Raw genomic sequence first — 13,054 nt, 5'->3', positions numbered from 1 at the left:
AGCGCCAATGGTACTGCACCCTAATCAGTGTGGGAGAGTAGGACACCGCCGAACACAACTTCAGGGATGCCCCGCAACACCTAGTGTTGCGGGGCATCACCCATTCAACCCCCATGTCACGTTTGGCTCGATATCGTTCGAAGCCACTCGATCCATGCGTCGATGCCCTCGCCGGTCTTCGCGCTCACCGGAATCACGCGCGCGGCCGGATTGACCTGGCGTAACGCGTCGCGGTACGCATCGAGTGAGACATCAAGATGCGGGAGCAGGTCGATCTTGTTGAGCAGCACGACATCGACGGACCGGAACATGACCGGATACTTGAAGGGCTTGTCCTCACCCTCGGTGACGGCGTACACCATGGCCTTCGCGTGCTCACCCACATCGAATTCCGCCGGACACACCAGGTTTCCGACATTCTCGATGACCACCAGATCGATCTGCGAGAGATCGAGGCCTTGCAACGCCCGGTTCACCATCGGTGCATCGAGATGACACTCCCCGCCGAAACCATTGTTGGTGTTGAGTAGGGAGACCTGCGCTCCGCGGCCGGCGAGCTGAGCCGCGTCGAGATCGGTGGCGATGTCGCCCTCGATGATCCCTACCGGCACCTCTCCGTCGAGAGCGTCGAGTGTCACCTTGAGGATCGAGGTCTTTCCCGATCCGGGTGAGCTCATCAGATTCACCGCCACCACGCCGTTCTCGGTGAACAGGCTGCGATTGATGTCGGCCCGACGGTCGTTTTCGGTGAAGATGGCCTCGAGGACGTCGATCCGTTCCGAACCGGTGTCATAGGCGCTCATGTCCCCGAACTCACTGCCGCTCACCTCGCCGGACGCGCGCTGCGTCGTCTCGACCGCAGCGAGGTCGTAACTGTGTTCATGTGTATGCGGTTCATGTGAATGCACCGTGCCGTCCCCGTGCGAGTGCACCGTTCCATCCGCGTGCGTGTGCTCGGTGTCATGTCGATGAAAACGACCCATGGTCAACCTCTTTCGTGAGTACGGGCAGGCCCGTCGTCGACGGGTGCGGTGACGTCGAGGGCTGCGACGTCGATGGAGGTCACGAGAAACTCTTCGCCCGTGAGGACCCCGACGCGCGCGCTGCCGCATCCCGGGCAGGCGATCGAGAACCGCGAGGTGATCGGCGACGTCGTCGTACAGTCGGCACATGTCACGGTGGCCTCGACCCAGTCGATGTCGAGGGCGGCTCCGCCGAGATCTTCCTGCGCGGCGACGATGTCCCAACAGAACATCAGGGTCTCGGGCACTACCTGCCGCAGTGCGCCGACCCGTAGATGCACCGTGTCGATGCGGCGGACGCCGGCGTGTGGCCGCACCACCTCGACGATGGCGTGACACAGCGACAACTCATGCATGGTTCACCTCCGCAGGGTCTCCGACGGGGCCTCGCCGAAACGAGCGCGATAGGCAGCGGCGAAGTTCCCCAGGTGGGAGAACCCCCAGCTCACCGCGACGTTGGAGACGGTGACCCGGTCCGTTGGCAGCGAGTCGGCCAGAACGTCGTGGATGCGGTCGAGCCGTCGATTGCGGATGTAGGCCGACGGCGTGGTGTGCAACTCGTCGCGGAACCCCTGCTGCAGGGTGCGTTCGCTGACGCCCGCCGCCTCGACGACGTCGGGCAGACTGATCCGCTCGGCGAGATGGGCCTCGATGTACTCCAGTGCCGCCCGGACCGTGCGCCGAGAGATCGCCTGGGGACGTGCGACGAGATCGTCGTGGTAGGTCGAATCCTGCACGTAGAGCAACGTCGACATCAGGAGATCTTCGACGGCGCCGATCCCGATGCCCTGATGCAGTAAGGACTCGGCATAGAACAGTTCGGTGGTGAGCAGCTGCACCGCACTGTGCCACCTCGATGCCACCTCCGCGGTCAGGTCGAAGTCGGGAACGAAGCGCACGTTCTCGTGGATCTCGCGGCCACGCAATCGCGAGAGATAAGAGTTGAACCGGAACGCGCCGAACGAGAGCACCAGCATCGTCGAGTCGACGCCCGGGACGGCGAGCAGATGATCACCGGGGTTGGCCACCACGGCATGCGTTGCCGATCCCACCAGCGACTCCTGATTCACCGACCAGTCGGTCGAGCCACTCATCTGCATGTAGACGCCGTAGTGATCCCCATGCCGCGGGATCTCGAGATGCGCGGCCGCGATGTCGAGATACAGCAGCGACAACCCGCGGCTACGCACCCCGTGGACGACCGCGTGAAAGGCCCGATCCCCGGTCGGCGTCAGGATCAACTGGTCGACGTCGAGCGCGCGGGGAAGCATGAGCTGGGCCTGCCCGAGCTCGTCGGTGTCGAAGATGGGCCGGCTCTCCAGCGCCGGTGGCACACCGCGCGGCCGTACCCGACGTCGCACCGGGGCGTTGGTGCGCGCCGCGTTCACCCGCCGCGGATTGTGCAGAACCGACATCACACCTCCTCCGGTGAGCGTCCGACTCGGTGAATCTCTGACGATGACCACCATTGTCCGGCGCTTCGGCCCGAGGACAAGAAGGTTGCGGAAATCGGATGAATGTTGCGGCTACGCGGTTGTGACGACCGTTACCGCGGCTTACCGTCGAGGGTGGTTTGGGAATCACGCCGCACAGCCCGCGGCCGTGAGCCGACATTCCTTGGAGGATCCATGAGCACTGTGGTTTCCATGGTGGCCCCGAACGGACCCGACGACGGTGAGCAGCGTCGCAAGCTGCTCGCGGATCGTCTCGCCGATCCGGAGGTCGCAGACTCTCTGATGTCGCTGCTCGACCACGCCGACCTGGTGGCGATCCTGGTCGAGGGTGTCGACGGCATCCTGCGCCGCGGCGACGACTTGTCCAACACCCTGATCGACGCCATGAGCGAGGCCCGCGCCACCCTTACCGCCGACGACAGTCCGTTCGCCGGGATCAATGCCGATGAGGTCAAGGACGCCGCCCGCTCGGCGGTTGCATTGGCCAAACAAGCAGGACCGCTGCTCGCCGCGCTCGCCGACTCCGGGGCCGTCAATGCGGGCACCGTCGGAGCGGCCGGACGGCTCGCCGGCGCGCTCGGCGACGCCGACGCCACCTACAGCGCAGGTATGTCGGTCCCCTCGGCCTGGGGGATCGCCCGCGCACTGCGCGACCGCAACGTCCGCTCAGGCCTGGCCTACCTGCTCGAGGTCGCCCGGTCGCTGGGCGCCAGCAATGGTCAATCACCTCCGAAACACGCTGCTTCCCAGACAGATTCGTCCACCACAACACAACGAGGAGTGCGCTGATGGCCTCGGTGCTCTGGTTTCAAGGTGGTGCCTGTTCGGGCAACACCATGTCGTTCCTCAATGCCGAGGAACCCAGCGTCGTCGACCTGATCGTCGACTTCGGGCTGGAAGTCCTCTGGCATCCCTCACTGGGTCTCGAACTCGGTGATCAGGCCCAGAAGATCTTCCGCGACTGCGCAAGCGGCGAACGGCAGCTCGACATCTTCGTCTTCGAGGGCACCGTCATCGAGGGCCCCGACGGCAGCGGGCGCTACGACATGTTCGCCGAACGTCCGATGAAGGATTGGGTGGTCGAGCTGGCCAACGCGGCGTCGGTGGTCGTGGCCATCGGTGACTGTGCCGCCTGGGGTGGCATCCCCGCCACCGAACCCAATCCCAGTGACTCGACCGGGATGCAGTTCCACAAGCGCAATCGGGGCGGATTCCTCGGCGCCGACTGGAAATCCAAGTCGGGGCTGCCGATCATCAACATCCCCGGCTGCCCGGCTCACCCGGACTGGATCACGCAGATCCTCGTCGCGCTGGCGACCGGCCGGGCCGGTGACATCGAACTCGACGAACTGCATCGGCCGCAGACATTCTTCAAGTCGTTCACCCAGACCGGCTGCACCCGCGTCCAGTTCTTCGACTACAAGCAGTCGACGATGACGTTCGGAGAGGGTACCCGGACAGGGTGCCTGTTCTACGAGTTCGGTTGCCGCGGACCGATGACGCATTCGCCGTGCAACCGCATCCTGTGGAATCGGCAGTCTTCCAAGACCCGAGCCGGAATGCCGTGCACCGGCTGCACCGAGCCGGAGTTCCCGTTCTTCGATCTGGCTCCCGGCACGGTGTTCAAGACGCAGAAGGTCTCCGGCACCATCCCCAAAGAGGTGCCCGAGGGCACCGACCATCTCACGTACATGGCGCAGGCCGCGGCCGCGCGTGTGGCCGCCCCGCGATGGAGCAAGGAGGACATGTTCGTCGTGTGACCGGCCGGTCGCATCGGTGCGGGTACCTCGCCACCGATGCCGCGCCGTCGCAACCCGTCCACCCCGGCGAACCAACCAATCATGGCGAAAAGAGCATCATGACAACCACTTCCGAACAAAAGACGTCCATCGACCTGTTCGTCAGCCCGCTCGGCCGCGTCGAGGGAGACCTCGACGTCCGGGTGCACATCGACGACGGCGTCGTCACCTCGGCGTGGACCCAGGCGGCGATGTTCCGCGGCTTCGAGATGATCCTGCGTGGCAAGGACCCTCAGTCCGGCCTCATCGTCACCCCGCGCATCTGCGGGATCTGCGGCGGATCGCATCTCTACAAGGCGTCCTACGCACTCGACACCGCATGGCAGACCACCATGCCGCGCAATGCGACGCTGATCCGCAACATCGCGCAGGCCTGCGAGACGCTGCAGAGCATCCCCCGCTACTTCTACGCACTATTCGCGATCGACCTCACCCACCCGAAGTACTCGTCGTCGCCGATGTACGAGGAGGCGTGTCGCCGGTTCAGCATCTACACGGGCACGAGCTACCAACCGGGAGTGGTGCTTTCCGGCAAACCGGTCGAGGTGTACGCCATCTTCGGCGGGCAGTGGCCGCACTCGTCGTTCATGGTGCCCGGCGGCGTGATGTGCGCCCCGACGCTGGCCGACGTCACCCGCTCCATCGCCATCCTCGAGCACTGGAAGGACAACTGGCTCGAGAAGTACTGGCTCGGCTGCAGCGTGGACCGCTGGTTGGAGAACCGTACCTGGGCCGACGTGCTGGCCTGGGTCGACGAGAACGAATCCCAGCGCGACTCCGACTGCGGATTCTTCATCCGCTACTGCCTCGACATCGGATTGCATTCCTACGGCGCCGGTGTCGGCAACTACATCGCCACCGGCACCTACTTCGAACCATCGCTGTACGACCATCCGACGGTCGAAGGCCGCAACGACGCGCTGATCAACCGGTCGGGGATCTACGCCGACGGTCACTACTACGACTTCGACCACCTCAAGGTTGCCGAGGACGTCACCCACTCGTTCTACAACGGCGACCGGGCGCTGCATCCGTGGGAGGGTGAAACCGACCCGATCGACCCCGAACGCGGAAAGGCCAAGGGCAAGTACTCGTTTGCGAAATCGCCTCGGTACGACCTCAACGGCAGCGGCACCGGTATCCCGCTGGAGGCGGGGCCGCTGGCGAGGCGAATCGCGGCGTCGGCACCCGGCGGTGGGCCCCATCAGGACTTCGACCCGCTATTCAAGGACATGATCGACAAGATCGGGCCGAGCGTGTTCGTCCGGCAGCTCGCGCGAATGCACGAGGCACCCAAGTACTTCCGGTGGGCACGCCAGTGGCTCGACGATCTCGACCTGCAGGAGAGCTTCTACCAGAAGCCCGTGGAACCGCAGTCCGGCAAGGGATTCGGCTCCACCGAGGCCGCCCGGGGCTCGTTGTCGGACTGGATCGTCCTCGACAAGGGCAAGATCGCCAATTATCAGGTGGTCACGCCGACGGCGTGGAACATCGGACCCCGCGACAAGGACGGCGTCCTCGGACCGATCGAGCAGGCGCTCATCGGTACGCCGATCCACGACATCAACGATCCCGTCGAACTCGGCCACGTCGCCCGATCCTTCGACTCCTGTCTGGTGTGCACCGTCCACGCCTACGATGCCAAGTCCGGCAAGGAGATGTCGAAGTTCGTCGTGAACTCGATGCTCTGATGGCCTCGACTCCCGCCTCGTCCACCCGGCCGGGACCGGTGCCGCCCGCGCCGAGCGAACTGCTCGCCGACGACCCGAATCCACCCGAGCCCGTCGACCTCGTCGTCGTCGGGTGCGGAAACCTGATTCGCGGCGACGACGCGTTGGGGCCGTTGGTGATCCGGCGACTGTGGGACCGCCACGGTGTGGTCGACGGGGTGCGGCTGGTCGACGGCGGCACCGCCGGGATGGATGTGGCGTTCGCGCTGCGCGGGGCCCGGCGGGTGATCATCGTCGACGCCGCCCGCACCGGACAGCCGCCGGGCGCCGTGTTGCGGCTTCCGGCCGCCGAACTCGGCGACATCGGCCCGGATCCCGGGGTCCACACCCACTCGTTCCGGTGGGATCACGCCCTCGGCTTCGCGCGCTGGATGCTCGGTGAGATGTGCCCCGACGACATCACGGTGCTGCTCGTCGAGGCGCAGAGCCTCGAGCCGGTGGCCCTCGATGCCGAGGATCCCCTCAGCCCACCGGTTGCCGCGGCCGCCGAGCAGGTCATCGAGATGATCACCGCCGCGTACCCCGCACCTCCCCAGCCGGCTGAGCCCGAAGTCGAATTCACCGATGCCGGAAGCCTTCTCGTCGACGCGGACGTCGCCGCCCGATACTTTCCGACCGACTCGATCGCCGCACGCTGCGACGGCGACGACCTGCTGATCTACCCGCTGCGGTCCACCTCCGCCGGCGGATTGTTGCTGAAGCAGCGATCCGCCGGCGGGGACCGTGCCACAGTGGTGCGACAGGTGTTCGACGACGCGGGTCGGACGGCGCCGGTGGGCCGGTTCGTCCTGCGGTGGGACGCCGACCATCACGTCGCACGTGTGCGGATAGGAGAGCGCTGAATGGCTCGTGTGCAGGTTCTCACCGGCGATGCGGCCCGGTCACCTCATCTTCCGGGCGGGGCGCCGTTCGCCCCGGCGGCACCGTCGGCGACGGTCGATGTGCAGCCGCTCGGGGTGTTCGCCTACCCGGCCGGACTGATGGTGATCACCGGCGACGAATTCGCGTCCCTACGAACCAGTCTCGCCGCCGGGCGTCGGCCGGCGAGTTGGCCGCCCGAACTCGCGGGCATCGGCGCCGCCTATGACGGCCGCCTCGACGAGGCCACCGAACTGCTCACCGCCCGCGCGCGGATGACCGACCATCCGATCGACTGGTGCAATCTCGCGACCATCGCACCCGAACGGGTGAACCTCGACGCTCTACTCGCGCGCATCGACCCACGGTGGCGTGGTCACGCGCAATTGGTGCTGGCCCATCTCGGCCGCGGCGAGGTCCCCGACCCGGATCTCGCATCGCCACCGGAGGTCCGGGCCCTGATCCGCGCCGCGCAGGCCGGCTACGCCGAGGCGCCCGAACGCCGTCGAGAACTACTCGATGTCGCGATCATCGAGGCGGCCGATGCCCCGGCCTTGCGGGCATTGTGTCTGGCCGCGCGCGCCGAGGCGCTGCGCGAACTCGGCCGTGGCCCCGAGGCGATCACCGACCTCCGGGAGGCGCTGCGGCTCCTCGCCGACGCCGACCTGCCCACCGCGCGCGCCGAACTCCACCTGGCCCTCGGGCAGGTGCTGCACGAGCACGCCGTCGACACCGGAACCGCGATGAACGATGCGGCCGCGGAGTTCCAGAGTTGTCTGCAGGTCGTCGATCCCGACGACGCACCTCTGGTCTGGGCCGCGGCCCACCGCGATCTCGCTGCGGTGTATCTGACGATGCCGCTGACCTCGGCGTCGGATCAACTGCGGGTGGCGGTGGCCACCCAGTCGCTGCGCAAGGCGCTGGCGGTGTACACCCGCGACGAGCACCCCGAGCAATGGGCGGCCACCAGCGTGAACCTCGCCAACGCTTTGGTGTACGCGCCCAGCGCCCATCAGGAGCAGAATCTGATGGAGGCCGTGCAACTGTATGCCGACGTCCTCGCCGAGCGGGATCCGGCACGCGACCCTGCCGGCTATGCGCGGGTGCTCGCGAATCAGGGAAATGCGTTGGCGCACCTCGGGATGTTCCCCGAGGCCACCGCCGCCCTGCACGAGGCGCGGTTTCTGTTCGAGGACCTCGGGGCCGACGAGATGGTGCGGTCGGTGCGCGGGGTGCTCGACGAGATCGCCCGCGCCCGAACCCGTAATGCCCCAGATCCCGATGACCCAGATCCCGGTGACCTTGATGTCGGTGACCTTGACCCCGAGGAGGCCGACGATGGACAACCATGAGCGCCTGCAGTTCGACCTGCTGACGGCCACCGCGGCCGAGGCCTTCGTCGAGCGGATCGTGCAGCGCTGCGGCGGCACCGACAACGCCCTGCAGCGACTGGCCACCGATCCGGACGGGGAGGGAGTCTGGTTGTCGCAGTTCGTCGATGCGGTGTTCGCCGACCACTGCCTCGACACCCCGGCGGGCCACTGCTTCGTCCTGGAGGCCACCTCGCGGCGACCGATCTCGATCGCCGTCGACGGTACCGTCGCCGAGGTTCTCGCCGTCGCCGCCCGCATGGCCTTCGCGGATCTGTTGCGCACCAAGGTGACCGAGGTTGTCCATCGAGCACAGGGGTATGGCGTATGACCACACAGCAGGAGAGGCCGACGCAAGCGCCCGCCGCGTCGCCCACCATGGAGGAGTTGGCCAAGGCCGTCGACGACGCCGCCACGGCGGTCGCGGCGCTACCCGCCGAATCCCGTACCGTCGCCGAGGGATTGCGCGAAGCGCTCGACGCACTGAACAAGGCCGCACTGACGGCCATCGTCCGGCGCCTCCGCGACGACAACTCCACCCGGGAGGCACTGTTCGAACTCGTCGACGACCCGGTGGTGCACCTGGCGATGATGGTGCACGGACTACTGCGGCCCGACCCGCTGACCGCGGCCCGTCAGGCGCTCACCGCTGTCGAGCCGATGATCGCCGCACACGGCGGCTCGGCCGAGGTGGTCCGCGTCGACGACCGCATCGCCTACATCCGGCTCGGCGGCTCCTGCAACGGCTGTTCGATGACCGATCAGACGCTGCGCACCACGGTCAGCGAGGCGATCGTGTCGGCGGTCCCGGCGATCGACGCCGTCGAACTCGACACCGCACCGGCGCCCACATCGTCGGCGGCATTCATCCCCCTGGGGGAGATCTCGGTCCGCACCGCCGAATCCGGCTGGGTCGACGCGGGTGCGGTGGCGGAGATACCGCGGGGTGAACTCGTCGTCCGTTCGCTCACCGACGAGCACGGCGAGTCCGCGGAGGTGATCATCGTCAACATCGGTGGCACCCTGCACAGCTACCTCAATGTGTGCGCGCACCAGGGCCTTCCGCTCGACGAAGCACTGATCGACGAGACCGAGGGCACCTTGACCTGCCCGTGGCACGCCCTGTGTTACGACGCCACCGACGGCGAGTGCATGAGCCTGCCGGGTGCGGCACTCGAGCAGCGGCCGTTGCGGCAGGACGGAAACCGGGTATGGGTACGACCACGCGGGTGACCCGTACGGTGTCGATGCGCACCACCCGCCCGGGTGGTGCGCCTCCCGCTGCCGACATCGCCGACTCGCACGGCTGGCGCGCGGCGCGATGGCTCGGCGCACCCGCCCCGGGCGGCCTGGCGCTGCCGTCGGCGACCCCGGCCGCCGACACCCTCTACGCACCGCGTGGGGTGTGGCTCGACGAGCACCACCTCATCGCCGCCGACACCGGAAACCATCGACTGCTCCTCTGGCACGGCATTCCCGACACCAATCACCAGCCCGCCGATGTGCTGCTGGGACAAAGTGAATGGGCCTCCGACGGCGCCAACGACGACGGCCGCGGCAGCGAGCGCGGCCTGCATCTACCGACCGGGGTGCTCGTGCATGACGGCGCCCTGATCGTGTGCGACGCGTGGAACCATCGCGTGCTGGTGTACTCGGAGGTCCCCACGGCGACGCGTCCCGCGGATCTCGTTCTCGGACAACGCGAGCTCTCGGATGTCGAACCGAACCGTGGGGGCGCACCGAACGGCGCGAGCTTCTACTGGCCGTTCGGTGCGGGGATCGTCGACGGCGGATTCTGGGTCGCCGACACCGGGAACCGGCGGGTACTCGGCTGGCTCGACGGTGTACCCACCTCGCCGGACCGGCCCGCCGACGTCGTCCTCGGGCAGTCCGATCCGCAGGGGCGTGAGGAGAATCGTGGTGGTCCGGCCGACGCCTGCTCGTTCCGGTGGCCCCACGCCATCACCGGCGTCGACGGGTATCTTCTCGTCGCCGACGCCGGCAACCACCGCGTCCTCGGCTGGCGTACCCCGGTCGTCGCCGACCGCCCGGCCGACCTGGTACTAGGGCAATCCGACTTCACCGGTGCCGGCGAATTCCCCTACGCCCCGCAAACCGCTGCGGGACTGCGGTTCCCCTACGGTGTGACCGCGGCCGACGGGCAACTCGCCGTCGCCGACACCGCCAACAATCGCCTCCTGCTCTGGGAGCGTCCCGACTGGCTCGCCCGCGCCCTCGACGGGGTGATCGGCGGCGCCGACGGGGTCCTGGCCCAGCCCACCATGGCCGCCAACGGTGAGAACCGTTGGGACGCGGTGGCTCCCGATACCCTGTGCTGGCCGTACGGACTGCACCGGCACGGCAACACCATCGCCGTCGCCGACTCCGGGAACAACCGGATCATTCTGTGGGACAGGGCATCACCGGAGATGACGTCATGACGGTGCGGCTCGAGGTGGAGGTGCGTGGCGTCGTGCAGGGCGTCGGCTTTCGGCCGGCCGTCGCCCGGATCGCGCTGAGACGCGGGCTGTCCGGCACGGTCAGCAACGAATCCGGTTTGGTGCGCTGCGAATTCGAGGGCAGTGCCGACGCGGTGTCGGGCGCCGTGGACGAGGTCAGTGCCGGTCCCACACCGCTGTCCCGTATCGACTCCGTCCGCACACGGACGTTGCCGTGTCGCCATGACCACGGCTTCCGTATCGCCACCAGCCGCACCGGCGGGACGGGCCGCACACTGGTTCCCGCCGATGTCGCCTGCTGCGCAGCCTGTCTGGCCGAGATGCGCGACCCGGGCAACCGCCGTCATCGGCACCCGTTCATCACGTGCACCGACTGTGGGCCGCGCTACACGGTGATCACCGACCTGCCCTACGATCGCGCGGCGACGACGATGGCGCACTTCGCGATGTGCAAGGCCTGTCGGGCTGAATACGAGAATCCGCTCGACCGCCGATTCCACGCCGAGACCATCGCGTGCCCGGACTGCGGTCCGCAACTCGAGTTCCGTCGTGCCGACGGCGCACGGTTCGTCGGCGCCGCCGTAGCCGACCCGATCGACGCGGCCGCGCAGGCGCTGCACGACGGGCAGATCGTGGCGATCAAGGGGATCGGCGGATTCCACCTGGCCTGTCGCGCCGATCGGCACGAGCCCGTCGCCACGCTGCGCGACCGCAAACACCGTCCCGACAAGCCGCTCGCGATGATGGCCGCCGACCTCGACCACGCGGCAACACTGATCGAGCTGACCGATGCGACACGTTCTGCGCTCGCGTCACCGCAGGCACCGATCGTCGTGGCACCGCGGGTGGGTGCGGTGGGACCGGGCGTTGCGCCCCGACTCGCCGAACTCGGTGTGCTGCTGGCCTATACCCCGGTGCATCACCTGCTGTTCGACGCGATGGGCGCGATCCCGCTGGTGATGACCTCCGCCAACACCAGCGGCTCACCCATCCTGTACCGCGACGACGACATCGACGACCGGCTGGCCGGGATCGCCGCCGCCGTTCTCACCCATGACCGCCCGATCCACGTGCCGTGCGAGGACTCGGTCATCCGGATCGCCTGCGACGGGCAGGTGCCGGTACGTCGGTCCCGCGGGTACGCGCCGATGCCGGTGCCCGCCGCCGACGCCCCGATGCCGATCGTAGCCACCGGCGGCGACCTCAAGACCACCTTCTGTCTGCTCGCCACGCACGACGGTGGCCACATGTCGTCGCATCTCGGGGACTTCGCCGACCCGCGCACCCAGCGTTCGTTCACCGACGCACTCGACCACCTCCAGACCATGACCGGTGTCAGTGCGGGCGCGATCGCCTGCGACATGCATCCGGGATACGCCACCACCTCCTGGGCGAGCCGCCACGCCGCCGGCCGCCCGGTCGTCGAGGTGCAGCACCATCACGCGCATGCGGTGTCGCTGCTGGCCGAGCACGAGCTGCTCGGCACCCCGGCGCTCGTCTGGTGTGGTGACGGAACCGGATACGGGATCGATGGCGTCATCTGGGGTGGCGAACTCCTCGCGCTCGGACATGACGTCAGCACCTTCACCCGGGTGGCGCACCTGGCCGAGTTCGCCCTCCCCGGCGGCGACAATGCGGTCCGCGACCCCTCACGCATCGCCCTGGACCTGCTGTGGCGCAGCGGAATCACCGACATCGACGATCTCGCACCGGCCCGCGCGCTCGGTGATGCGGCCTGTCGCATCCTCGCGCAGCAACGACGTTCGGGCGTCGGCTGCCCGGTCACGACCAGTCTGGGCCGGCTGTTCGACGCGGTGGCCGCACTCTTGGGGATCTGTATCCATCCCACCTATGAGGGCCAGGCGGCCGTCGAGCTCGAAACCTGCGCGCGTACAGGAACTCCCGACTCGTTCGCCCCCGCCTCGTTCGCCCCCGCCAGGTCGGAGGCGGATGACGTGATCATCGACTACCGGCACCTGATCGCCGGGCTGGTCGACGGCCTGCGCACCGGGCGCCCGACCGCCGATCTCGCGGCGTCGTTCCAGCACTGGGTGATCGACGCGCTCGTCACCCGATGCGTACGGTCGGCGCGCGCACTCGACATCGGGATCGTCGGCCTCAGCGGCGGGGTGTTCGTCAACAACGCTCTACGCCAAGGGGTGTCCGACGGAGTCGAGCAGGCCGGCCTGCGTGCGCTCGCCCATCGCGTGGTCCCCGCGGGCGACGGGGGCCTGGCACTGGGGCAGGCGTGTATCGCGGCGGCGACGCTGCGATCCGGGCCGGCGAACGAACGGCCCGTACAGACCGACATCCCGGGCGTCGTCGGCGCATCCGGCACAGCGACGAAAAGAGCGGAGTAGCC

General features: G+C 67.9%; 12 protein-coding genes. 9 read left to right on the top strand and 3 right to left on the bottom strand.

Going from position 1 to position 13,054, the window contains the following annotated elements:
* Positions 1 to 116 precede the first annotated feature (116 nt).
* From hypB to P3L18_RS08245, 3 genes are read right to left on the bottom strand one after another with little or no spacing between them, the layout of a single operon-like run.
* Positions 117 to 983: a hydrogenase nickel incorporation protein HypB gene (gene hypB, locus P3L18_RS08255; protein ID WP_079932135.1), complete on the bottom strand. Its 867-nt coding sequence runs from the start codon at positions 981 to 983 to the stop codon at positions 117 to 119.
* Between the two features lie 2 nt (positions 984 to 985).
* Positions 986 to 1,378: a hydrogenase maturation nickel metallochaperone HypA gene (locus tag P3L18_RS08250; RefSeq protein WP_276113839.1), complete on the bottom strand. Its 393-nt coding sequence runs from the start codon at positions 1,376 to 1,378 to the stop codon at positions 986 to 988.
* 3 nt (positions 1,379 to 1,381) lie between these two features.
* The gene (locus P3L18_RS08245) at positions 1,382 to 2,437 is read right to left on the bottom strand and encodes an AraC family transcriptional regulator (protein ID WP_079932139.1); all 1,056 of its coding nucleotides are present in this window, start codon (positions 2,435 to 2,437) and stop codon (positions 1,382 to 1,384) included.
* 213 nt (positions 2,438 to 2,650) lie between these two features.
* Here P3L18_RS08245 and P3L18_RS08240 point away from each other — a divergent pair, with 213 nt between their 5' ends.
* The 9 genes from P3L18_RS08240 to hypF all read left to right on the top strand — a co-directional run bounded on the left by P3L18_RS08240 (position 2,651) and on the right by hypF (position 13,052).
* Positions 2,651 to 3,265: a DUF1641 domain-containing protein gene (locus tag P3L18_RS08240; protein WP_276113838.1), complete on the top strand. Its 615-nt coding sequence runs from the start codon at positions 2,651 to 2,653 to the stop codon at positions 3,263 to 3,265.
* Complete coding sequence (locus tag P3L18_RS08235; protein ID WP_079932136.1) at positions 3,265 to 4,236, top strand: hydrogenase; 972 nt, start codon at positions 3,265 to 3,267, stop codon at positions 4,234 to 4,236. The genes P3L18_RS08240 and P3L18_RS08235 overlap by 1 nt, the downstream gene beginning before the upstream one ends.
* A gap of 98 nt (positions 4,237 to 4,334) precedes the next feature.
* Positions 4,335 to 5,966 (top strand): nickel-dependent hydrogenase large subunit, encoded by a 1,632-nt coding sequence (locus P3L18_RS08230; protein ID WP_276113837.1) that lies wholly within the window; start codon positions 4,335 to 4,337, stop codon positions 5,964 to 5,966.
* A complete protein-coding gene (locus tag P3L18_RS08225; protein ID WP_276113835.1) occupies positions 5,966 to 6,847 on the top strand; it encodes a hydrogenase maturation protease in 882 nt (293 codons plus the stop codon). The genes P3L18_RS08230 and P3L18_RS08225 overlap by 1 nt, the downstream gene beginning before the upstream one ends.
* The gene (locus tag P3L18_RS08220; RefSeq protein ID WP_276113834.1) at positions 6,848 to 8,215 is read left to right on the top strand and encodes a hypothetical protein; all 1,368 of its coding nucleotides are present in this window, start codon (positions 6,848 to 6,850) and stop codon (positions 8,213 to 8,215) included. It begins immediately after the preceding gene.
* The gene (locus P3L18_RS08215; RefSeq protein WP_014358223.1) at positions 8,202 to 8,564 is read left to right on the top strand and encodes a hypothetical protein; all 363 of its coding nucleotides are present in this window, start codon (positions 8,202 to 8,204) and stop codon (positions 8,562 to 8,564) included. Before P3L18_RS08220 ends, P3L18_RS08215 begins: the two co-directional genes overlap by 14 nt.
* Entirely contained in the window at positions 8,561 to 9,466 is a 906-nt protein-coding gene (locus P3L18_RS08210; RefSeq protein WP_276113833.1) for a NifU family protein, read from the top strand. The genes P3L18_RS08215 and P3L18_RS08210 overlap by 4 nt, the downstream gene beginning before the upstream one ends.
* Entirely contained in the window at positions 9,445 to 10,674 is a 1,230-nt protein-coding gene (locus P3L18_RS08205; RefSeq protein ID WP_276113832.1) for a hypothetical protein, read from the top strand. Before P3L18_RS08210 ends, P3L18_RS08205 begins: the two co-directional genes overlap by 22 nt.
* On the top strand, positions 10,671 to 13,052 hold the full coding sequence (hypF, locus tag P3L18_RS08200; protein WP_276113831.1) for a carbamoyltransferase HypF: 2,382 nt from the start codon (positions 10,671 to 10,673) through the stop codon (positions 13,050 to 13,052). Before P3L18_RS08205 ends, hypF begins: the two co-directional genes overlap by 4 nt.
* The last annotated feature ends 2 nt before the right edge of the window (positions 13,053 to 13,054 follow it).

Source organism: Gordonia sp. N1V (assembly GCF_029269935.1).
GTDB classification, from domain to species: Bacteria; Actinomycetota; Actinomycetes; order Mycobacteriales; family Mycobacteriaceae; genus Gordonia; species Gordonia polyisoprenivorans.
The sequence above is the reverse complement of the archived record's forward strand: the minus strand, read 5'-3'. Positions and strand labels throughout refer to the sequence as shown.